Annotated in this window: 16 protein-coding genes; 11 read left to right on the top strand and 5 right to left on the bottom strand. The window is 41.4% G+C overall.

From position 1 onward, the window contains the following. Positions 1 to 194: 194 nt before the first annotated feature. The 4 genes from RMY27_RS16450 to RMY27_RS16435 form a co-directional block, all read right to left on the bottom strand. Positions 195 to 2,117: a tetratricopeptide repeat protein gene (locus RMY27_RS16450; RefSeq protein WP_322664937.1), complete on the bottom strand. Its 1,923-nt coding sequence runs from the start codon at positions 2,115 to 2,117 to the stop codon at positions 195 to 197. Further along, positions 2,111 to 3,559, bottom strand: a complete 1,449-nt coding sequence (locus tag RMY27_RS16445; protein WP_322664935.1) for a caspase family protein — start codon at positions 3,557 to 3,559, stop codon at positions 2,111 to 2,113. Before RMY27_RS16445 ends, RMY27_RS16450 begins: the two co-directional genes overlap by 7 nt. Before the next feature lie 314 nt (positions 3,560 to 3,873). Further along, positions 3,874 to 5,049, bottom strand: a complete 1,176-nt coding sequence (locus tag RMY27_RS16440; protein ID WP_322664933.1) for a hypothetical protein — start codon at positions 5,047 to 5,049, stop codon at positions 3,874 to 3,876. A gap of 204 nt (positions 5,050 to 5,253) precedes the next feature. Continuing rightward, the gene (locus tag RMY27_RS16435; protein ID WP_322664931.1) at positions 5,254 to 5,682 is read right to left on the bottom strand and encodes a hypothetical protein; all 429 of its coding nucleotides are present in this window, start codon (positions 5,680 to 5,682) and stop codon (positions 5,254 to 5,256) included. Between the two features lie 360 nt (positions 5,683 to 6,042). On the opposite strand from RMY27_RS16435, the gene psbQ reads away from it, so the two are divergent. The 4 genes from psbQ to hemJ all read left to right on the top strand — a co-directional run bounded on the left by psbQ (position 6,043) and on the right by hemJ (position 9,598). Further along, positions 6,043 to 6,510: a photosystem II protein PsbQ gene (gene psbQ / locus RMY27_RS16430; RefSeq protein WP_322664929.1), complete on the top strand. Its 468-nt coding sequence runs from the start codon at positions 6,043 to 6,045 to the stop codon at positions 6,508 to 6,510. A 108-nt stretch (positions 6,511 to 6,618) separates the two neighbouring features. Further along, a complete protein-coding gene (locus tag RMY27_RS16425) occupies positions 6,619 to 7,725 on the top strand; it encodes an FAD-dependent oxidoreductase (RefSeq protein ID WP_322664927.1) in 1,107 nt (368 codons plus the stop codon). 170 nt (positions 7,726 to 7,895) lie between these two features. Next, on the top strand, positions 7,896 to 8,747 hold the full coding sequence (locus tag RMY27_RS16420; protein WP_322664925.1) for an alpha/beta fold hydrolase: 852 nt from the start codon (positions 7,896 to 7,898) through the stop codon (positions 8,745 to 8,747). A 269-nt stretch (positions 8,748 to 9,016) separates the two neighbouring features. Beyond that, positions 9,017 to 9,598: a protoporphyrinogen oxidase HemJ gene (hemJ, locus tag RMY27_RS16415; protein ID WP_322664923.1), complete on the top strand. Its 582-nt coding sequence runs from the start codon at positions 9,017 to 9,019 to the stop codon at positions 9,596 to 9,598. A 93-nt stretch (positions 9,599 to 9,691) separates the two neighbouring features. Here hemJ and RMY27_RS16410 read toward each other — a convergent pair whose 3' ends face one another. Continuing rightward, positions 9,692 to 10,585: a peptidoglycan-binding domain-containing protein gene (locus RMY27_RS16410; RefSeq protein WP_322664922.1), complete on the bottom strand. Its 894-nt coding sequence runs from the start codon at positions 10,583 to 10,585 to the stop codon at positions 9,692 to 9,694. A gap of 233 nt (positions 10,586 to 10,818) precedes the next feature. On the opposite strand from RMY27_RS16410, the gene RMY27_RS16405 reads away from it, so the two are divergent. The 7 genes from RMY27_RS16405 (at position 10,819) to RMY27_RS16375 (ending at position 21,327) form a co-directional block, all read left to right on the top strand. Continuing rightward, positions 10,819 to 13,752, top strand: coding sequence for a COR domain-containing protein (locus tag RMY27_RS16405; RefSeq protein WP_322664920.1), 2,934 nt, complete (start codon positions 10,819 to 10,821; stop codon positions 13,750 to 13,752). A gap of 115 nt (positions 13,753 to 13,867) precedes the next feature. Further along, on the top strand, positions 13,868 to 14,056 hold the full coding sequence (locus tag RMY27_RS16400; protein WP_322664918.1) for a hypothetical protein: 189 nt from the start codon (positions 13,868 to 13,870) through the stop codon (positions 14,054 to 14,056). Positions 14,057 to 14,740: 684 nt separating this feature from the next. Beyond that, complete coding sequence (locus RMY27_RS16395) at positions 14,741 to 14,980, top strand: hypothetical protein (protein ID WP_322664916.1); 240 nt, start codon at positions 14,741 to 14,743, stop codon at positions 14,978 to 14,980. After that, a complete protein-coding gene (locus RMY27_RS16390) occupies positions 14,980 to 15,504 on the top strand; it encodes a phage tail protein (protein ID WP_194041166.1) in 525 nt (174 codons plus the stop codon). The genes RMY27_RS16395 and RMY27_RS16390 overlap by 1 nt, the downstream gene beginning before the upstream one ends. 23 nt (positions 15,505 to 15,527) lie before the next feature. Continuing rightward, entirely contained in the window at positions 15,528 to 18,692 is a 3,165-nt protein-coding gene (locus tag RMY27_RS16385) for a hypothetical protein (RefSeq protein ID WP_322664914.1), read from the top strand. 38 nt (positions 18,693 to 18,730) lie between these two features. Next, complete coding sequence (locus RMY27_RS16380) at positions 18,731 to 19,294, top strand: hypothetical protein (RefSeq protein ID WP_322664912.1); 564 nt, start codon at positions 18,731 to 18,733, stop codon at positions 19,292 to 19,294. A gap of 299 nt (positions 19,295 to 19,593) precedes the next feature. Beyond that, on the top strand, positions 19,594 to 21,327 hold the full coding sequence (locus RMY27_RS16375) for a VgrG-related protein (RefSeq protein ID WP_322664910.1): 1,734 nt from the start codon (positions 19,594 to 19,596) through the stop codon (positions 21,325 to 21,327). Positions 21,328 to 21,411: the final 84 nt, after the last annotated feature.

Genomic DNA, 21,411 nt, shown 5'->3' with positions numbered 1-21,411 from the left:
GCATATCGTAGAGAAGTAGTTTTAGGTATTGCGATCGCACTATTCCGCTTCACTGTATTTGTAATGACATTCTGTAATTAATTATGTTGCCTACTTATTAGACTAGGATTTGAGTCTCAGGCGGGTAATGCAGCCAGTGGACATTACCTAAATTACTGAAACCAACGCCAGACAAAAGCAACCATTCTCCTGAATCAAGGCTGACGATTTTGCCGCAAGTCTTCCAGATTTTCACGAAAGGTTATTGTATCAGGATGATTTGCCCCTAAGCGTTTTTCAGCGATCTTCAAAGCTTCGATGTACAAAGGTTCGGCTTCGCTGTACCTTCCCTGTGAATGGTAAAGTTCTGCCAAATTATTGAGGCTTTTCGCAATGCTGGGATGGTTATTTCGCCACAAGTTTTTATCAAGTTCTAATGCTTTGAGGCACAATGATTCTGCTTCATTGTAGCGCTTTTGAACTTTATACATATAACCAAGAGCGTAAATAGTATCTGCCAAAAGAGGATGATTCTCTGGAAGTAGATGCTGCTTAAGTTTCAAAGCTTGCAAGAATAATGCTTCTGCTTCGTTGTAACGTTTTTGGGCGCGGTATATTAAAGCTAAATTGTGCAAATCAGTAGCTACATCGGGATGCTTTTCTCCTAAGATTCGCTTATCTAGTTGTATCGCTTGCAGTGATAAGGGTTCTGCTTCCATGTAGCGTTTTTGAGAATAGTAGAGTAGTGCCAAATTATTCAGACTAACTGCCATATCGGGGTGTTCATCCCCTAACAGGCGTTTTGTCATGGACAAAGCTTCTATGTACAAAGGTTCGGCATCGCTGTACCTTCCCTGTGAATAGTAAAGGAATGCCAAATTATTTAGGCTAGTTGCTACAGAGGGGTGTTCATCCCCCAGCAGGCGTTTTCTCATGGACAAAGCTTCTATGTACAAAGGTTCGGCATCGCTGTAACATCCCTGTAAAAGGTAGAGTACTGCCAAATTGTTCAGACTAACTGCCACATCAGGGTGTTCATCCCCCAACAGGCGTTTTCTCATGGACAAAGCTTCGATGCACAAAGGTTCGGTATCGCTGTACCTTCCCTGTGATTTATAGAGTGCTGCCAAATTGTTCAGGCTAGTTGCCACATCGGGATGTTCATCTCCCAGCAGGCATTTTCTTATGGATAAAGCTTCGATGTACAAAGGTTCGGTATCGTTGTATCTTCCCTGTGAGAAGTAGAGTCCTGCCAAATTGTTCAGGCTAGTTGCTACAGAGGGGTGTTCATCCCCCAGCAGGCGTTTTCTCATGGACAAAGCTTCGATGTACAAAGGTTCGGCATCGCTGTACCTTCCCTGTGATTCGTAGAGGGCTGCCAAATTGTTCAGGCTAGTTGCCACAGAGGGATGTTCATCCTCTAGCAAGCGTTTTGTCATGGACAAAGCTTCGATATACAAAGGTTCGGCATCGCTGTACCTTCCTTGTGATTCGTAGAGTAATGCCAAATTGTTCAGACTAGTTGCCACATCGGGGTGTTCATCTCCAAAACGTTTTCTAGCAGCGAATAAACTTTGTTCACGCCAAGGTAAAGCTTGCGCGTAGGCTCCTTGACCTTGGTAAAATCTAGCCAAGCCTACAAAAGGCCAGATTAAATCATCATCGTTTAACCAAGCTTGGTAAGCTATAGTAGTTTCGGCAAGGTGAGGGATGGCAAAAGTTACTTGAGCAATGTCTATCAATGTGGGTGTCTCAGGAATATCTTTTGCTACGGCTACCATTGCTTGACAATAGCCACGCTTGAGTTCGTTTGCTTCCGCTAACTCTTCTAACTTCTGCTGCAATAATTCCCGAATGCGTTCATGAACTTGGTAGGTGTCATCTGCCAATTCTTGTAGCAGATAATGCTCAACTAAAACAGCGCAGTTAGCTTTTAAGTCAAATTCCCAATGCCTATAACTTGCTGCCGATTCTACCAAAGACCAAGGGATAGGAGCCAAAGCAAACAAGCTCAACAGACAAGCTAATTTTTGCGCTTTTAGTTCCAAGCTTTGCCAATTCAACTCAAAAGCTGCTACTACACCAGACTCGCCTGCTGATGCTTGCTTTTGTAGCTGTGCGAGGATGTCTGCTAGCATAATACTCTCCCTGGCTCTCGGCACTGTGCTGCTATTTGGTAAAGTCCAATAGGTACATAATCCACAAATCGGCAAAGACCTTTAGCAAACTCTAATTCTTTCTCAACTCTATCTTTTCCCAGTAGAGTTGTTAATAATTCTAAAGCTCCCTCTACTGACAATTTACCTAATGGCAGTGATTGATATATTAACCCTGTATTTAGACGAGTGGTAATCAACACTTTAAACCGAGAACCTTTAGGTGGTAGATAGGTTTGAATTAGTTTCCAGTCTTTGACATCATCAAATATTAATAGAACTTTGCCAGCTTGCCACTTCTTCCAGCAATAAGCAAGTTGACCTGCTAGGCTTAAACCATCCGGTGGATTAAAGTTAGGTAAATTCACAACTCCAAACTCTACTAACTGGGTTCCCAAATCAATACCTTGGGGATTTAACCAACAACACCCCCCAGAATAATCTTCTAAATATTGCCATGAGTATTGAATAGCTAACTCTGTTTTACCCACCCCACCTTGTCCAGTCACATCGGTAATAGCCACAACATCATTTACTTGTAATAGCTGATGCAATTGCTCTATTTGCTCATCTCTGCCAACAAACTTACGAGCTTGACTCTGTGGGATATTATGCGGTATATCAAACGGGTTGAAATGAGATTTTTCAATATCTCCATCCCAACTGCGGGAATAAAAATAAGTCGGCAGTTGTTTTTTATCTAAACTAATAAATCGCTGCTTAACTGCCTCAGTAACTTCCCTCATATTCGGGGGAAAAGTCCCATTAGCTGCTGCAAAAGCCTCTCTCACAGCTTGAGAAAAGTATCCTGTTTTATTTTCCGAATTTACCTTAGCTTGTTCTCCTTCTCGCGTAGCCAGTAACACAAATTGTTGACTATCTTGCTTTGGCTGACCACTTAAAAAAGCTTTGCCACCTAAGTTAGTTGGTCTTCCCTTGGACTCTAAAACATAATTGGCACAGGCATCAATAATACAAATATGATTACGAATCTGAAATTTATCGGAACCCAACAAAACTAATAAAGAATTTAAATCTAAATTCTGCCAATTCTGTTTATTGGCATCAGCACAAAGCAACCGACGCTCTCGTTCTGAGGTAATCAAACCATGTCCCGCCCAAAAAATGTAGAGTAAATCCCCCGACTTTGGGGATAAAAAGTTAGTCACAATGTTGGAGATATTTTGCTCTGTTGCTAACTCTACAGTCAACCCACATTCCCCAATTAACTGATGATTTTCTTCCAGCGCTGATAAACATAACCGGATATTCTCTTTCGGTACACCGTGCTGATGCAGCCAATGAGCAAATTTCAGCGCGTCATTGGCTGGCCCTCCACCTGGCACGTTCCAAGCAGTTTCGTGGTACTTTTCAATACCCACAATTAACCCAAATGTGCGATCGGGTTTAGCCATCAGCTGCATGATAACCTAGCCTCTCACGTGTTGGGGAAAATGACCTAATCCCCCAGCCCCCTTCCCCAGTAAAGAAGGGGGAAAATTTAAAGCCTCTCTCCTTGTAGAGGCTACGGTGTACACACAAGTCTGAAGTCGTTTACAAATCTGGTTTTTACCCCACCCTAACCCTCCCCTTGCAAAGGGGAGGGAATTAGATTTCCGGCTTCCCCCCTTTGCAAGGGGGGATTGAGGGGGGTAATTTAACTTGTTTGTACACCGTAGCCTTGTAGGGGAGAGGTTGGGAGAGAGCTTTTCTATATTCCGCCGTAAAAAGTAAAGCATTATGGCAACCTTGAAATAATCGCCTCCCAGGTTTTAGCATTTGTCCAATAAGCACCGTGGGAACGGGGAAATGGTTGTCTGCTATCCACTCGCACATCCTGCACTCTATCAGGGAAAATATTCTTACCCACGTAACTGAGAAAATCTCGTAAATCGTAGATATTCAACCATTGCGGGAAATGCTCTGGTAATAACTGCCCATATTCTAAGCTGTAGAGGGCGTTAATCTCATATAAAAATGGTGCTTGGGAACCAACTGTTACCAATAATTCCACCTGAGACAACTGCTGCTGCACTAGCAAATCTACACAAGCGATACCTCCCAAACTATGGGCGATTAAAACTACTGGCGGTTCTGCTTGGGCAATTTGTTCCTGGATAAACGCCCTGATTTTTTCACCCCGTGTCTGATACAACAAAATATCACCAGGCATAGGCGAAATTTTATCAGTTAATTCAAGGCGGTTTCCTCTGACATAATTTGTTCCGCCGTGCTGCGCTAGTTCAACAAATGGCTTTAATAACCAGCCACCCAATCCTAACTCCGCCTCTGTCAAAGCCAAAGTCAGCAATTCCACAACTTTATCGCGCAATTGGGCATCAGTGAGTATGGGGGGAAATTTTTCTTGCTGTTCGCTAATAAACATTGCTTGAGCCACAACTGCTCTAGCTATTGGTGCATAATATTCACTCAAATCAGATTCGGAAACTGTGAGCAACGCGCGTTCATACGGTTCACTGTGGATAACCGCCTCTCGTGCTGGCTCAAATACCTCTGCAATTCCCGCCTCTTGCAACTTAGCTTCCAGTTGAGATCCCGGAGTGAGACTTGCTACACGAGATTGTAAAATATCCCCTGGTTCTTCCCCAAATGGATTTCCTGCCTCAACAGATTTCAAAGACAACAGCCGTAATTCATACAGAGGATCGCGGTATAATTGACCCCACAGTACAATCTCTGCGTCTTCTTCTCCTTGAGATAAAGCCAGTGTCGCATCTTCCAAGGGTACTGATGCCCGATTATCATTGAACTTTGCACCTAATACACCCCAAAGGCAGGGAGAAACTTTGATATCAGGACGTTGGGCGTGAATCTTTTGCTCAATTATCTGAAAAGTTTCGTTGTATTCTCGTTCCCTAATGCCTGTGCCATGTACAAATATTACGGTGGTCACAATAATTCGTAATTTATAATTCGTAATTCGTAATTTTTACCCCATACCTGAAGTTAGGGGCTTGAAATAATGATACTACGCGTTTTTATATTTCCATTGATGAATCAAGGGGGTTGTATTTATTTAATTACGAATTACGAATTACGAATTACGAATTAATAATTGTGTATTATTCCTCACTACTTTCTTTGACACAAGTTGATTTCAATCACTTGGCTTATTAAAAACTTCTAAAATCTGTCGGCAAATTTGTTTGAGCTTATCCTCGATTTCATTAGAAGGCGAAGATACGCCGACAACACTCCAGTTTTCCACCGTAGAAAGTCGCCACGCTTCACCACGATGATCGAATCCAGCTACCTCCACACCGATCGCCCGCCGGGAATTATTGATGGGGTCTTGATAAAATCGGATTTGAATTAAAATACTGCGACTTCGCCAAGATTTGCTAATACCAGGAAAGTGAAAGCCAATATCTATAGAATCTGGATCGACTAATTCCCTAGTTTCCGGGTCATTTTTCCAGGGTTTGAGATCAGATTTGGCATCAGGAAACTCGAATTTGAACAAATTAACTACCGTAGCTATGTTGCTGGCGAGTTCAAGGTTCGTTGCCTGTTCAGCTGCGTTCACTAAAAAACACTCCTATATCGCGTCGGCATCTTCAAGGATGTGAAGACAGAAAAACCGCCAGAAGGCTTATATTATTGGTGTTTCAGCTTATCAAGACCTTTGAGATTTAGCAACTCTAAATCATACTTCCCTAACAATTTTCGCTACTAACAGAAGCCAAAAATCGCTTCTTGTTGGGACTGCCTAACACCTATTAAGTAATTGTACTTAAAAATTACTCAAAAGCAGATGATAACTCTGTCCTTTGGAAAAAATATCAAGATTTTCTGCAAAATCCTTGGCTGACAAGAACGATTAACTGCGCTAGCGATCTAAAATGACACTGTGAATCGGTAAATAAAAAGCAATCAAGTTCAATATATGGTGCGTCAACGCTCGATTTTTTCATTTTTCCTAGTACTATTGGCCACATTCCTGATTAGTTGTGGTGGCCCTGGTGTTGCGGTAGCACCTCCGACTTACACAGCAGTACAACTTGAAAAAATTCAGGCTTATGTTCCTGAAATTCAGGCTGTGCGCGATCGCTCACAAGAGTTGACAACCCTAATTAAAAGAGGTGATTGGATCAATGTGCGTAACTTTATACATGGGCCGATAACAGAAGCAAGGCTGAACCTGACTTATGTCACTCCTAACCTTCTACCCAATGACCAACCCAAAGCACGTCAAATAACGCGAGATTTGTTTAACGACCTGGTTAAACTTGATAAAGCTACTAGTGCTGGCAATCCTCTAGTTGCCTTGAATCAATCCCAAGCTGCTTTCGCAGAGATTGATAAATTTCTCCAACTGCTTCCTAAGACCAACAGTGAAGCAGAGGCAAGTTAAGCGCAAGGTAAGATGAGCAAAGGGGATGAGGAGGATGAGGGAGAGTAAAAATTGCTCCCCCTGTTCCCTCATCTCCCGTATCTCTCCCATCTCCGCTTCAAAATAGCAATGAGTCATGTAGTTATTATCGGTTGTGGTGTAGTCGGGGCTGCGATCGCTTACGAACTGAGTCTAGTAAAAGGGCTGAAAATTACAGTTTGCGATCGCCAACCACCAGCACAAGCTTCCACCGGCGCTGCACTTGGCGTTTTGATGGGCGTAATCAGCCAAAAAATCAAGGGTAAAGCTTGGCAGATGCGGCAAACTAGCATCCAACGCTATGAAATCTTGATTCCTGAATTAGAAGCTTTAACGGGTCGCAAAATTCCTTTTAATCGTCAGGGAATTCTCATGCTTTTGTCTGATTCCTCCCTAGAGGGGATGTCAGCATGGGAAAAACTAGTAGAAATTCGTCATTCTCAAAGCTGGGATTTAGAAATTTGGGACACCGCTAAACTCCAGAATATCTGTCCTCAAATTAATAACGAAACAATCACTGGCGCTGTCTATTCTCCACAAGACCGCCAGATCGATCCAACTGCCCTGACGTTAGCTTTAGTTGAAGCTGCCCAGCAAAATGGTGTAACTTTCAAATTTGGCGTGACTGTTTTGGATGCCCCAATCTCAACACCTGAATTTTGCCATCAACTTGAGACTACAGAAGGAAAAATAGCCGCAGATTGGTTTGTAATTGCAGCAGGGTTAGGTTCAACCCCACTGACGGCAAAATTAAATCAGATAATTGATATCCGCCCCGTACTTGGGCAAGCCTTGCAAATGCGTGTGGGGCATCCATTAGGCAATCCTGATTTCCAGCCAGCGATAACGGGTAACGATGTGCATATTGTTCCTGTGGGCGGTGGAGATTATTGGATAGGCGCAACAGTGGAATTTCCTAGCAATGACGATGAGATACCGCCAAATCAAGAATTATTAGAATCTGTTAGACAACAAGCGATCGCATTTTGTCCAGAATTAGCCACAGCAACTATTCTCCGCACTTGGTCAGGGTTACGTCCCCGTCCAGAAGGTCGTCCAGCCCCAGTTATCGGGAAGTTGCCAGGGTTTAGTAATGTCCTCCTAGCTACCGGGCACTATCGCAACGGCGTTTTGCTAGCACCCGCTACAGCTTATGCGATTCGTGAGATGATTATTTCTCAGGGAATGGGGGGATAAGGGGGAGCAGCACTTCTCTACGAGACGCTCCGCGAACGGCTACGCTCAGTGACCAAGGAGCAGAGGAGCAGGAGGAGAATAACAAACAACTCAATGCCCACTTGCCCTGAGCGACTTGTACTGAGCGTAGTCGAAGTAAGCCGAAGGGATGCCCAATATAGGAAAATAACGTGTCAATAACAGAACATAAAATCAATGTAGATTCGCTGGAATGGTTTTATCGGGAATCTTTACCACTCGGCAGAAGTGACTTAGCGCCTGTGTTGTTGCTACACGGCTTAGTTTCACAAAGTTACAGTTGGCGTCATATTATACCTGCGTTGGCGAATCAGGGGACAAGAGCGATCGCTCCAGATTGGATTGGTTACGGCTTTTCTGCAAAACCAGAAAAACGAGATTTTGCCTACACTCCCGATGCTTTTATCACAGCTTTAGAAGGATTTATTAAAGCGTTAGAACTTGAACATTTTTCTTTAGTTGTCCAAGGATTTTTAGGTTCTGTAGGACTACAATACGCTTTGCGTCATCCAGAACAAATTGCCAATTTAGCTATTTTAAATACACCAATTTCAACTGCTGCCAAATTACCCTGGAAAATTAAACAAATGGGTTTACCTTTGGCTGGTGAAGTCATGACCCAAGACCCTTTATTAGTCGATCGGACGCTAGAAGGCGGAAGCCGTTATCGCATAGGAGATAAGGATTTAGATATTTATCGAAAACCATTTTTAACTGCTTCTTCGTCTGGTCGAAGTCTCTTAGCCAGTATTCGCAATTTACAGCTTGATTCTGCAATGACAGAAATACAAACTGGCTTTAAAGAATGGCAACAACCAATTCTGATTCAATGGGGTATGATTGACCCTTGGCTACCTGTAGACATTGCCGAAAACTTTGCCAATTCCGTACCAAATACTGAATTAATAAAACTTAATAACGTTGGGCATTATCCTCAAGAACACTATCACGAAGCGATTTTGCAAGACCTTTTACCCTTTGTGCGTCGTAAAGATGCTCATTGACAATATAGCTCTGGCAAAAATCGATATTATAAAAATGAATGTCAAAATTCAGGAGTCAAAATTCAGGAATCAGAATTAATTAGTAGAGGGTGCAAAATCATCACTGTAGTCCACTAAATGGAAGATTGAGTGGCAGAATTAAAATGTTTTTCTTGTTAAAACTCATCCTTGAACGGATGGAATATTCTGAATTCAGAATTCTGGCTCCTGACTACTTTTTATTACCATTACAAAAGGATCGCAACCACAAGTAAAGGAGATTATGATTCATGGCTTATTCATGGTTTAAAGCTTTTCATATTGTCGGATTTGTAGTTTGGTTCGCTGGTTTGTTCTACTTAGTACGTCTTTTTATCTATCACGTTGAAGCTAATGAAGAACCGGAACCAGCACGAACGATATTGAAAAATCAGTATCAAATTATGGAAAAGCGCCTTTACTCTATCATCACTAACCCAGGAATGTTCGTGACGATCGCAATGGCCATCGGTTTAGTAAGTACTGAACCGGATGTTTTAAAAGAAGGATGGTTGCATATCAAACTGCTGTTTGTGGCTATTTTAATTGGCTATCATCATTACTGCGCTCGGCTGATGAAGAAATTAGCAGTAGATGAGTGTCGCTGGAGTGGTCAGCAATTACGGGCTTTAAATGAAGCGCCTACAGTTATGTTAGTAGCGATCGTCTTGCTGGCTGTGTTTAAAAATAATCTACCTACAGATATTGCTGCTTGGGCTATTTTCGCCATGATTATTTTGATGGCAGTCACTATTCAACTTTACGCCAAAAAACGCAGGCTGGATAAAGAGAAATTGACGGCACAAATAGGACAACCACAAGAACAAAGTTAGACAAAGTAAGGTAGCACAAATCTGCTACCTTACTAAACGTTGCATCACAACAATAAATGCTACCAATTAACCATTACCTCATCCTGGAAACCTTTACAGTAAATCATCCCCAGGAATTACGGTAGTGTAGAAAACATATTTGCGATTAGCGACATAACGACGGTCTTGTTTAATAATTGCCATAAACTCTCTATGTCCCTCACGGGTACGCCCCACTAAACAACCTGCGCTAGCAAGGCGAATATCATTCCGAGGGAAATCAAAGCCGTAGTGTTGATTAACGTAAAAATTATCACCTGTATCAAGTTTGTCGCCAGTCCGTTTAAAATCTCTGTTGAAATCTCTACAAACTGTTATATCTCCAACTTGCACTAACGCTTCGTGAGGCTCTGCTGTGCCGTGGGTGCCAACAGCCCAAGCTTTGTATTGTCCAAACTGAATCCTAGCTGCTCCTTTGGGATTCATTGGATTATAAGTGTAGTACCTCCCTGGTTCTGTAGTCGCTTCCCAGTGATCTACGATTTTGGGAACACCATTTACTACTTCAATAACAATGCGACGATCGTTAAATTGATTGGGTGTATCACTGTTGAGAGTCCAGTCTGCATCTACGCCCTCTACATAAACAATGTTGTATTCTTTGGGATTGGTAAATACCTGATAATCTTTGGCAAGCATATATTTCACAATCTTACTAGCGATATCATTGCCTAGTTTTAAGGGGGGTTTAGGAAGATCGTCTATTTTGGTTTCAATCAGTTTTTTGGCTGTGACTGCTCCTAAAAAGCCACTCTCTTCAGTTTTTGTTAATTCTTGAAATTTTTTGAGAGCTATCACAGAAACAGGGCCAAATTTACCATCGGCTGGAGGTTCTAGCAAACCTAAGCCGATTAACAATACCTGAATCTGACGAGCCAAGTCTTCATCTTCAGCGATCGCATCAAACGACCATTTCTCATCTTTTCCCAAAAAATCTTGTAGTTTCATTATGCACCTGCTTTCATTTACTGAGTTCTAAGTATAAACATCATTTTAAAAATTGATGTCGTCTAAAACTATACTCTAACGTAAAATATGATGTCATCTGGAGCTTGTGATACGACGATGCACATTGCCTGAATTCAATACTTCATACAGGCTACATTATTAATTAGCTCAATTTCTCTGCTGCGCGTCCAAGCAGCAACTCGTTGTCAGGCATCGCCTCTGTAAAACCCCAAATGACTAACGAAGAACTGCTGCAAATTATTGAACAAGCTGCTAGAGACAAGGTGACAGAATTAGACCTTTCTGGCAAAGGTTTAACAACGCTGCCAGAGGAAATTGGACAACTGACCAATCTGCGATCGCTCGACCTCGGCTGGAATCAACTGAGCAGTCTACCAGCAGAAATCGGACAACTCACTAACCTACAAATGCTCAACCTCCCCAGTAATCAACTGAGCAGTCTGCCAAAGGAAATTATCCAACTCACTAACCTGCAAAAGCTCTACCTCTTCAGTAATCAACTGAGCAGTCTGCCAAAGGAAATTATCCAACTCACCAACCTGCAAACGCTCAACCTTCGCAGTAATCAACTGAGCAGTCTGCCAAAGGAAATTATCCAACTCATCAACCTGCAAACGCTCTACCTCGGCAGTAATCCACTGAGCAGTTTGCCACCGGAAATTATCCAACTCACCAATCTGCAAAAGCTCTACCTCTTCAATAATCAACTGAGCAGTTTGCCACCGGAAATTATCCAACTCACCAATCTGCAAAAGCTCTACCTCTTCAGTAATCAACTGAGCAGTTTGCCACCGGAAATTGTCCAACTCACCAACCTGCAAACGCTCGACCTCCGCTACAATCAACTGAGCAGTCTGCCAAAGGAAATTGTTCAACTGGTGAACCTGCAATTACTGGATCTTCGTTGGAATCCAGTCCCTATTCCACCTGAGATTTTAGGGCCGAAGAATTCATATAAAGATCCAGGTGATGTGAATGAAATTCTCGATTTCTATTTTCGGGTGCAAGATCCAGCCGAAACCGAACCCTTTTACGAAGCAAAATTATTGATTGTTGGCGAAGGAGGAGCCGGTAAAACCTCTTTAGCCAAGAAAATCAGCAATGAAACCTACGAACTCCAGCCAGATGAAAAATCAACTGAAGGTATTGAAGTCATCCAGTGGAACTTTACACAGCCTAATGGCAAAGATTTTCGCGTTAACATCTGGGACTTTGGCGGTCAGGAAATCTACCATCAAACACATCAGTTTTTCCTCAGTAAGCGTTCTCTCTATGCCTTAGTTGCCGACACTCGTAAAGAAAACACTGATTTTTACTGGTGGCTAAAAGTTGTCGAACTCTTGAGCAACAAAAGTCCAGTTATCATCATCAAAAACGAAAAACAAGGTCGTCAGTGCGAAATCGATGGGGGGCAGTTACGAGGAGAATTTGATAACTTCAAAGAAATTCTGGCAACCAATTTAGCTGATAATCGCGGTTTGGCAGAAATTAAAAAGGCTATTCAGCTTTATATCAGCAATCTTGACCATGTTGGTACACCTCTACCAAAACTCTGGGTAAGAGTCAGAGGTGCCCTAGAGAATGATTCCCGAAATTACATCAGCTTTGAAGAATACTGTAACCTTTGCCGAGTCAATAATTTAACTGATCGTAAAGATATGCTGCGCTTGAGTAGCTATTTACATGACCTCGGCGTTTGCCTTCACTTTCAAGACGATTCTACACTCAAACACTACGTCATCCTCAAACCGGAATGGGGGACAACTGCCGTCTACAAAGTTTTGGACAGTCAAACTGTCAAGCAAGAGCTAGGTTGTTTTACCAAAGAAAACCTCAAAGATATTTGGCAAGACGACGAATATGCAGATATGCGCGATGAACTCCTGCGATTAATGATGCGGTTCAAGCTTTGCTACGAAATCCGCGATCGTGGTGACACCTATATTGCACCTCAATTGCTCTCCATTGAAAAAGCTGATTATACGTGGGATGATCGCCACAACCTAATCCTGCGCTACACCTATACATTCATGCCCAAAGGCATCATTACCCGCTTTATTGTTGAGACGCACCCTTGGATTGAACAGCAAAAACTAGTTTGGAAAAACGGTGTTGTTCTCAACAAAGACCAAACCCGTGCTGAAATAATTGAAAACTATAATCAACGGGAAATTAAAATCCGTGTAGCCGGAAACCGCAAAAAAGAATTGATGGCTGTCATCACCCATGAACTCGAAAAAATCCACAACTCTTACGAACGTTTGCAATATGAAACCCTAGTTCCTTGTAACTGCGAAAAATGTAAAGGAAGCCAAACTCCTTATAGTTATCCTCTGAACGAACTGCGTGAGTTCCTAGATGATAATGCTTACCTGATTCAATGCAGGAAAACCCGCCAAATGGTAGATGTCCGCAGGTTAATTGATGATGTCATGTTCCAAACTGATAGACCAGATAAGGAATTCAACCCCCAGGTTACACAGTTGCAAAAGGAACTGGAACGAAAGCGAGATGAATCATTGACGCATCGGTTACGAGGTAGCAATCAAGAAGAAAAACCTATCATGAATAGTCAATCTGCAATGGAATTCGAGAAGGAAATTTTCATCTCTTATGCTTGGGGTGGAGAAAGTGAGCAATTTGTCAATCAACTGGATGAGACTTTCCAGGCAAAAGGAATCAAAATCATCCGTGATAAACGCGATTTGGGCTACAAAGGACTAATCAAATCCTTCATGGAACGAATTGGACGCGGTAAATGTGCGATCGCAGTTATTAGTGATAAGTATTTAAAGTCTCCCAATTGTATGTTTGAGCTAGTACAAATTGCTAAAAATGGAGAATTTTATAATCGGATTTTCCCGATTGTGTTAGCGGATGCCCAAATTTATAAACCTGTTGCAAGACTTAAATATATTAAGCATTGGGAAGACCAAATTAAAGAGTTAGATGAAGCTATGAAAGGAGTTTCCGCAGCTAATTTGCAGGGATTTCGTGAAGAAATTGACCAATACACCGAGATTCGCAACACCATCGCGGAACTAACCAACCTGCTAAAAGATATGAACATGCTTACCCCTGATATTCACAGTGCATCAGACTTTGAGGAGTTGCTGAATGCGATCGCACATCGTTTAGATGAGTAAAAATAGCTTATTAGTTAAGCTCAGAGGTTGAGTAATGTCTCCGATGGGCTAAACCTACGCCCTTTTAACTCGACAATTTGTATTCTGAGGTGCAAGCTTTAAGTTCAAAAGTAGAATGATGAGTGTTAAAGGTGCAACTTTGAAGATAAAAGGTGCAACTGCGAGGATAAAAGGCGCAACTGCGAGGATAAAAGACGCAACTGCGAGGATAAAAGACGCAACCGCGAGGATAAAAGGTGCAACTGCGAGGATAAAAGACGCAACTGCGAGGGTTAAAGGCGCAACTGCGAGGATTAAAGATTAAGCGATCGCTTTTTTCTCTTTCTCATCTATGCATGAAGAATCTATACACTTGTCGTCTGCTTTAAAGTTAAACAGTGTAAATAAGAGATATTTTGCAGCTAAATGAATAGACCTCTTGCATAAATCAAAAATAAGAAAGAACCCCACCCCGCCAAAGCTACGCTTTGTCTCCCCTCCCCGCTTGCGGGGAGGGGGTGGGGTGTTAGGGACTTTTGCAACAGGTCTAATGTAGTAGTTTTTTCTGTCGGCTGACGTGTTCTCTCATTATTCTCCAGATGCCCAAGCAGTAGTTAGATAAATAGTACGCTGTTACTTACATCGATATTACAGCGATGTCTCCGATGGCCACGAGCTTGTCGTATCACTTCATGGAAGCAAGCTACGCGCAGCGTCTCGTAGAGAAGTGCGGGCTACGCCCAATACAGTTCGGATAAGCATTTTGAACTCAGAATTACCTTTGGGGAAAAGGTTAAAGGTTAAGGGTTAAAAGTTTTTTCCCCCTTTCCCTTTGCCCTTTAACCGAACCGTATTGGGGCTACGCCTACGCACTTGTAACACAATTCCTCTAAGGGACTTCCAGCGAAGTAGGGGTGCAAGGTCTTGCGCTTCTAGTAAGTTCGACTTTTGGCTACTTTTGATTCTGATGCAGTACCTTTAGCCTGGATTTAAGGAGATTTTTTTATTTATGGACTCAAAACAGCAACAAAGTTTTTTCACCTTCGATGGAGATGTTGGCGGTACTGCTGGCTACGCCGGGGTTCCGGCTGCATCTGATGCTAGCAAGGCGGCTAAAACGGCAAATAAATATCTCAACGATTCACTGCTGATGAACCAACTCACAGAACACGTATATAAACTTTTGCTAGAAGATTTGCGATCACAGCGGGAAAGGCTAGGTAATTATAATTCTCAAAGGTGGTTGTGATGGCTACAGGCGCTAATAACGGCAACATTACTCACGAATTAAATTATGTCACGACTAATCGTTTCTACGTAGAAATAGACAGTTCGATTGCTGCCTCTTTTGCTGAATGCACAGGATTAAGTATTCAAATTAAGAAAAATATTTTTCAGGAAGGCGGTGTTAACGACCAACAAAGAATTTATTTAGGTCATACAGAATTTGCAGACATAACTCTTAAACGTGGAGTTACCGATCATCCAGGTTTTTGGAACTGGATGAATGCAGTTTTTGATGAACAGAAGAAAACATCTCGACGCAATGTCAATATTCTGATTTTCAATCAAGCCGGTGAAACGATGATGAGTTGGACTTTGATTGGTGCTATTCCTATAACCTGGAAAACACCTGCACTCCAAGCAGATGGAAAGGCAGTTGCCATTGAAGAATTAACTTTAGCTTATGAAGGCTTACAAGTTGCAAGAACTACAGGAGGAGGCACTTCTGTACAACGGAATCAAAAAAGTGGATATTTCGTTTCTAGCTAATTGGCTATTTTTAAACGATAACTATGCAAATTATTCAATCTCCGCTAGGAAACAATATTCAGCCCCTTGGGGTAATATCATCTTTATCTATTCCTGATAGAATGGTATTGAGAAAACAGTCTCATTCTCTGCATTCAAGAAGTAATTTTATTAGTCCCATACCAACTCAGCTACCATTAGTTAAATCCTCTAAATTTTTATTATCTCGTGAAAATGAACCATCAATACAACCATTAATAGGTTGGGATAGTTGGGATAATCAAGATATAAATAGTGATTTGCCATTATTTGAATCTGATTCTTTTGATTCAATAGCTCTACCTGAAAATAGTCCTGTTAATACTGGTGAACTAGCAAAAGACAGTATTCCAGAGATACTGCCAAACCGGATTGATAAAACAATTGATGATACCTCGCAACAATTAAATATTAAAGGTAAATCTCAATCAAAAAAAGCAAATAAATCTCAAAAGCCACTTGACAAAAAATTAAAACCCAAACCTAAGAAAGCAGCGAAATCATCTTTGGCTAAGAATATTGTTCAAAATAATGTTAATATTAATGGTAAGGAAAATAGCTTATTAACATCAGATGAGCCTCTGTCTGTTGAGGCTAATTTGGAAATACCTAAATTGCAACTGGATGATGCTGTCGTTGATAATTCTCTAGGTTTGCCGTCAGCACTAACCTCACCTAATCTTGATGGTGCACCTACTTTACTCCATCCTTGGGCGAATGAGGAAAATACTGTAGAGGCGCATATTGCTGTACCTAATCCTGAGTCTTCAATTGCCAAAAATCTTATTGCACTACAACAAGAAATTGATTCTAGTGTTTCAAGTGAATCTCCAGCAAGTATACCTGTTCAGTTAACACCTACCTCAGTCGATATTGAAGACACACCTAGTTTATTTAGAAACTCTGATAATAATGAACCGTTAGTAATTTCAGAATCACAGTCTGGTATGGTGGTTAATGTCTCAGATGTCTCAGCAAATCTGACTTCACTGCAAGGTAACAGCTATGTTGAGAGTACTAATAGCGAGTTTACAGAAAGTCAGCCCCTTTTAGTACCACCTGAGATTGTTGAAACACCAACAATTATCACCACGCAACCTGAGATTAGTGAAACAGCGATCGCACCACTTACGGCTACATCACCTGAGATTGGCGAACCACCAATAATTACTCCTATATCATTAGAGATTGGTGAAACAGCGATCACACCACTTACCGCCACATCGCCAGAGTTTTCTGAAACGCCAGTAGTTAGCGCTATATCGCCTGAGATTGGTGAAACAGCGATCGCACCACTTACCGCCACATCACCTGAGATTGGTGAAACACCAATAATTACCAATACATCGCCTGAGATTGGTGAAACTGCGATCGCACCACTTTTCGCCACATTACCAGAGATTTCCGAAACACCAATAATTACTCCTACATCATCAGAGATTGGTGAAACTGTGATCGCACCACTTACGGCTACATCACCTGAGATTGTTGAAACACCAACAATTACCGCTATATCCCCTGAGATTGGTGAAACACCAACAATTAGTACAACATTACCTGAGATTGTTGAAACACCAATAATTACCAATACATCGCCTGAGATTGCTGAAACTGCGATCGCACCACTTACCGCCACATCGCCTGAGATTGGTGAAACACCAATAATTAACGCTATATCGCCTGAGATTGGTGAAACACCAACAATTACCGCTATATCGCCTGAAATTGGTGAAACTGCGATCGCACCACTTTTGGCCACATCATCTGAAATTGATAAAACACCAATAATTACCGCCATACCATCTGAGATTGGTGAAACAGCGATCGCACCACTTACCGCCACATCGCCTGAGATTGGTGAAACACCAATAATTAACGCTATATCGCCTGAGATTGGTGAAACTGCGATCGCACCACTTACAGCTACATCGCCTGAGATTGTTGAAACTGCGATCGCACCACTTACCGCCACATCAACTGAGATTTCTGAAACGCCAGTAGTTAGCGCTATATCGCCTGAGATTGTTGAAACTGCGATCGCACCACTTACCGCTATATCGCTTGAGATTAGTGAAACAGCGAGTATTTTCAGGGAAATTACTGACAATGAACAAATAGTAGAATCAGAATTTACCTCTGCGGTAACAAATGAAGAAAATCCTGAAATACCAACCTTTGTGGATACTTCAGATAATCCAACCTCCCCACAAAAAGAGGTAAACACATTACCTCAAGTTGAGAAAAATGCGATCGCAGAAAATTTGCCAGCACCTAAAGGTTATGCTACTGGTGGCCACGTAACAGATTCCCCCATTGAAAATCGTCAGCAGATAGCATCTTCCGATACTGTACCTGCAATGCTTACGCCTGGGGAGTTTGTCATTAATACCAGGGATGCACAGAAGAATCTACCCCTACTACATCACATCAACACGGGTGGAACACCGCAGGATATTATTCTTCCAAGTTTACAGACACCCAATCCTACAGAACCAGAAGAAACAATTTCTCCAGAGACTCCGACTAAAGTCGATTCTTTTCCAGACACTTCATTACAGCTAAAAAGTGCTGAGACTGATTCACCTGAGATATCCAATTCTTTAATTCCTTCTTCCTTGGGGTTAAATATTAGTAAACAGAAACTTTCTATTCTCAATTCTCCAGAGATTCATACCCTTCACAATGAAACAATTGATGTAGGTGAGGACTCACCTAAATACTCATCGCCTCCCCTGATTTTCCGAAAAACAAATTCTAGCACTAATACATCTTCCCAATGGTCAAATACACATTCTCAATGGTCAAGTGTGGAAGATTTACTAAATGGAAATGATGATGAATTCACTAGCTTTAATTTTAATGATGGAGAATCTAATAGCCAAAATTATGAATTTTCTCATGCTTCAGAATCACCACAAGTTTTTGCTAAACATCTTCCTTCACCTAGAGGCTTTGCTGATGGTGGAGAAGTTACTCTACCCGACATATCTAGAGAAATAGCACCAGTAACTGAGACTATAGAGAGCGCATCCTCATTTTCTCAAGAAGATGATAAAGATAATACAGCCGATCTTGAAGCTCTAGCTCGTGAAGTTTATAGCAGATTACGACAACGGATAGAAATTGAGCGAGAACGTCATGGTGGTTCCTCTGGTAGATTACTTTGGTAAATTTGTATTCAAGAATTAATTTTTGGAGAAATACTCAAATGGCAAGTCCAGCAATTATTGTTATTCAAAAACGTCAACCGCAGCTTGAGAAAGCCAAACTTGTAGCTTATAACGGTGAAGCGCCAGATATTGAATTAATGTTTAATCCTACAGATATTACTTTCGCTCGGACTGTTAAGTGGGAAAGTAAGGATGGTAATAGAGGAACTACTCTACTTCCAAAAGTCAACTTTTCTGGCGTTGAACCTTACAAATTCACGCTCAAACAGTTACTTTATGATACTTATGAAACAAAAGAGTCGGTGATGACAAAATATATAGATAAAATTAAGAAAGGTGTAGAAACTATCAGTAAAGCAACTGATAAACGACCACCTGTTTATATATTTACATGGGGAAACGAGTATTTTTATTGTGTAATCACGAGTTTAACCTACACTTTAAATATGTTTTTGAGTGATGGTACACCAGTAAGGGCACTAGTAGATATAGCCTTGCAAGAAGTAGATAAGAATAACCTTCCTGGAGGACGTGAATCTGCTTCTAAAGGCGATGCTCGTGCGGGAGATCAAAAAGGACAAACACTGAGTAAGACAAAATAAGTAAAGTGATAAATTATAGAACTTGCCCATTGACAAAGACAGCCAACTGTGGATTACCTCTCGTTACAAGGCTCTGCCTTGTAATGCTCTTATGGAAGGCTCTGCCTCCCGTCAAACAAGTAGGCAGAGCCTACTTGAACGCATTCCCAGGCACAGCCTGGGAACGAGGCAAGGTAAGACTTTTAGTTTAACAAGCTGGCTCTTCACATAATGGTCAATGTGTAAGTAAGTCCTAAATGAGTATTTACTTTGTCATTAAAGGCTGCTTTGAACATTTCATAAGTTATAAAGTAATAATTATGCCTCCTAAAAAAAGCCTTTATTTAAGCGAACCTAAAATACAGATAGATGGAAAACAGGCTTCTCCGGAATTAATGAAGGATGTGTTGCAAATCACAATCGAAGAAAGCCTTCATTTACCAGCAATGTTTACGTTAGTCATACATAATAGCTATATTCCCGCATCTGACCGACCAGAAAACAAAGCTTGGCGACATGACCCTTTATTTAAAATTGGGAAAAAAGTTAAATTGGGTTTTACTTCTAGTACGACTCTAGATAATAATTTTCAAGAGGAGGTAGGAGAATTCCTTATTGAAGGCGAAATTACAGCGATGGAAGTTCACTTCAATGAAAAATCTGAAGCTGATATCATTGTTCGCGGTTATGATATTTCTCATCGTCTGCATAGAGGTCGTTATAATCGCTCTTTTTTAAATAAAACTGATAGCGATATAGTCAAGCAAATAGTTAAAGAAGTAGGCATAAAGCCTGGCAATATAGAGGCAACTGGTGAAGTTCATAAGTATGTCTTTCAAGAAAATCAAACCAATATGGAGTTTTTGCGAGAAAGGGCTGCCCGCATTGGTTTTGAGTTATTTATTACCGAAGAAAAACTAAATTTTTGCAAACCAAAAACTCAGTTAGCTTTATCACTAAAATGGCTAGTTGATATTAATAAATTTAGTACTCGCGTTACTAGTGCTGAACAGATAAGTTCTGTAGAAGTACGCGCCTGGGACTATACCCAGAAAAAATTGATTAGTGGAACAGCCAAGAAAGAAAAGCAAATAACCGAGACAGGTAATCAGCTAGGAAGTAGTACTAGTAATGCATTTTCTAATCTTAAATCTCCCAAAATGATTGTTGTAGATAAACCTGTTGCCAGTAAAAAACAAGCAGATACGATGGCTCAGGCTTTGTGTGATGAACTAGGGGGAGAATTTGTTTATGCAGATGCCAAAGCAGAAGGGAATCCTGAGATTCGACCGGGACGGGTTATTAATCTTCAGGGTATGGGCGATCGCTATAGTGGTAAGTATTATGTTACAGAAACCCGCCATTTCTTCAGTCAACGCGTTTATGAAACTTATTTCAGCGTGCGGGGACTACGTTCTGGTAGCTTATTCACAACTCTATCTCCAGAAAAACGTCTCCAGCCATCTGAAACTTTATTAGTAGGAATTGTGACTGATAACAAAGACCCAGAGGCATGGGGTAGGGTGAAGGTTAAGTTTCCCACGCTCACAGAAGAACATACAAGTGACTGGGCGAGAGTTGTAGCTGTGGGAGCAGGTCAAAATAGAGGTTTTGACTGTTTACCAGAGGTAAACGATGAAGTTTTAGTAGGTTTTGAGCATGGCGATATCCACCGTCCCTACGTTATTGGCGGGGTATGGAATGGCAAGGATGCACCACCAGAAAAGGTAAGGGATTCAGTTACAAGTGGTGTAAGATTACGCACTATTAAAACTCGTGTAGGTCATACTCTACAGTTTGTTGAAGAAGATAAAGGAACTAGCAAAAAAGGTATTCGTGTAGAAACTGAATACGGTCACAAAATATATCTCAATGACAGTCAAAGGTGTATAGAGATTGAAACCAAAGGCGGTCATAGAATCAAAATGGACGATATGGCTAAATCTATTTCAGTGAAATCAACAGGTAATATATCATTAGATGCTGCCGGAAATATCGATATTTCAGCTAACGGTACGATTACAGTCAAAGGTGCGTTGATTCGACTTAATTAATTCGTAATGACGCTCACGGACTCGCTACCGCTACGCTAACGTAATTTTCGACGAAATTGTAGCAAGTAGGGGCGCAAGACCCAT

The sequence above is a fragment of the Nostoc sp. DedQUE09 genome (genome assembly GCF_034530915.1).
In the GTDB taxonomy this organism is placed as follows: domain Bacteria; phylum Cyanobacteriota; class Cyanobacteriia; order Cyanobacteriales; family Nostocaceae; genus Nostoc.
Note: the sequence above shows the minus strand (reverse complement) of the source record. Positions and strands in the feature narration are given on the sequence as shown.

What these genes read in the sequence shown, in the direction of transcription:
- RMY27_RS16450 (WP_322664937.1), bottom strand. Translation starts at nt 2,117, where the DNA reads ATGCTAGCAGACATCCTCGCACAGCTACAAAAGCAAGCATCAGCAGGC.
- RMY27_RS16445 (WP_322664935.1), bottom strand. Translation starts at nt 3,559, where the DNA reads ATGCAGCTGATGGCTAAACCCGATCGCACATTTGGGTTAATTGTGGGT.
- psbQ (WP_322664929.1), top strand. Translation starts at nt 6,043, where the DNA reads ATGGTGCGTCAACGCTCGATTTTTTCATTTTTCCTAGTACTATTGGCC.
- RMY27_RS16425 (WP_322664927.1), top strand. Translation starts at nt 6,619, where the DNA reads ATGAGTCATGTAGTTATTATCGGTTGTGGTGTAGTCGGGGCTGCGATC.
- hemJ (WP_322664923.1), top strand. Translation starts at nt 9,017, where the DNA reads ATGGCTTATTCATGGTTTAAAGCTTTTCATATTGTCGGATTTGTAGTT.
- RMY27_RS16410 (WP_322664922.1), bottom strand. Translation starts at nt 10,585, where the DNA reads ATGAAACTACAAGATTTTTTGGGAAAAGATGAGAAATGGTCGTTTGAT.
- RMY27_RS16405 (WP_322664920.1), top strand. Translation starts at nt 10,819, where the DNA reads ATGACTAACGAAGAACTGCTGCAAATTATTGAACAAGCTGCTAGAGAC.
- RMY27_RS16400 (WP_322664918.1), top strand. Translation starts at nt 13,868, where the DNA reads ATGATGAGTGTTAAAGGTGCAACTTTGAAGATAAAAGGTGCAACTGCG.
- RMY27_RS16395 (WP_322664916.1), top strand. Translation starts at nt 14,741, where the DNA reads ATGGACTCAAAACAGCAACAAAGTTTTTTCACCTTCGATGGAGATGTT.
- RMY27_RS16390 (WP_194041166.1), top strand. Translation starts at nt 14,980, where the DNA reads ATGGCTACAGGCGCTAATAACGGCAACATTACTCACGAATTAAATTAT.
- RMY27_RS16385 (WP_322664914.1), top strand. Translation starts at nt 15,528, where the DNA reads ATGCAAATTATTCAATCTCCGCTAGGAAACAATATTCAGCCCCTTGGG.
- RMY27_RS16380 (WP_322664912.1), top strand. Translation starts at nt 18,731, where the DNA reads ATGGCAAGTCCAGCAATTATTGTTATTCAAAAACGTCAACCGCAGCTT.
- RMY27_RS16375 (WP_322664910.1), top strand. Translation starts at nt 19,594, where the DNA reads ATGCCTCCTAAAAAAAGCCTTTATTTAAGCGAACCTAAAATACAGATA.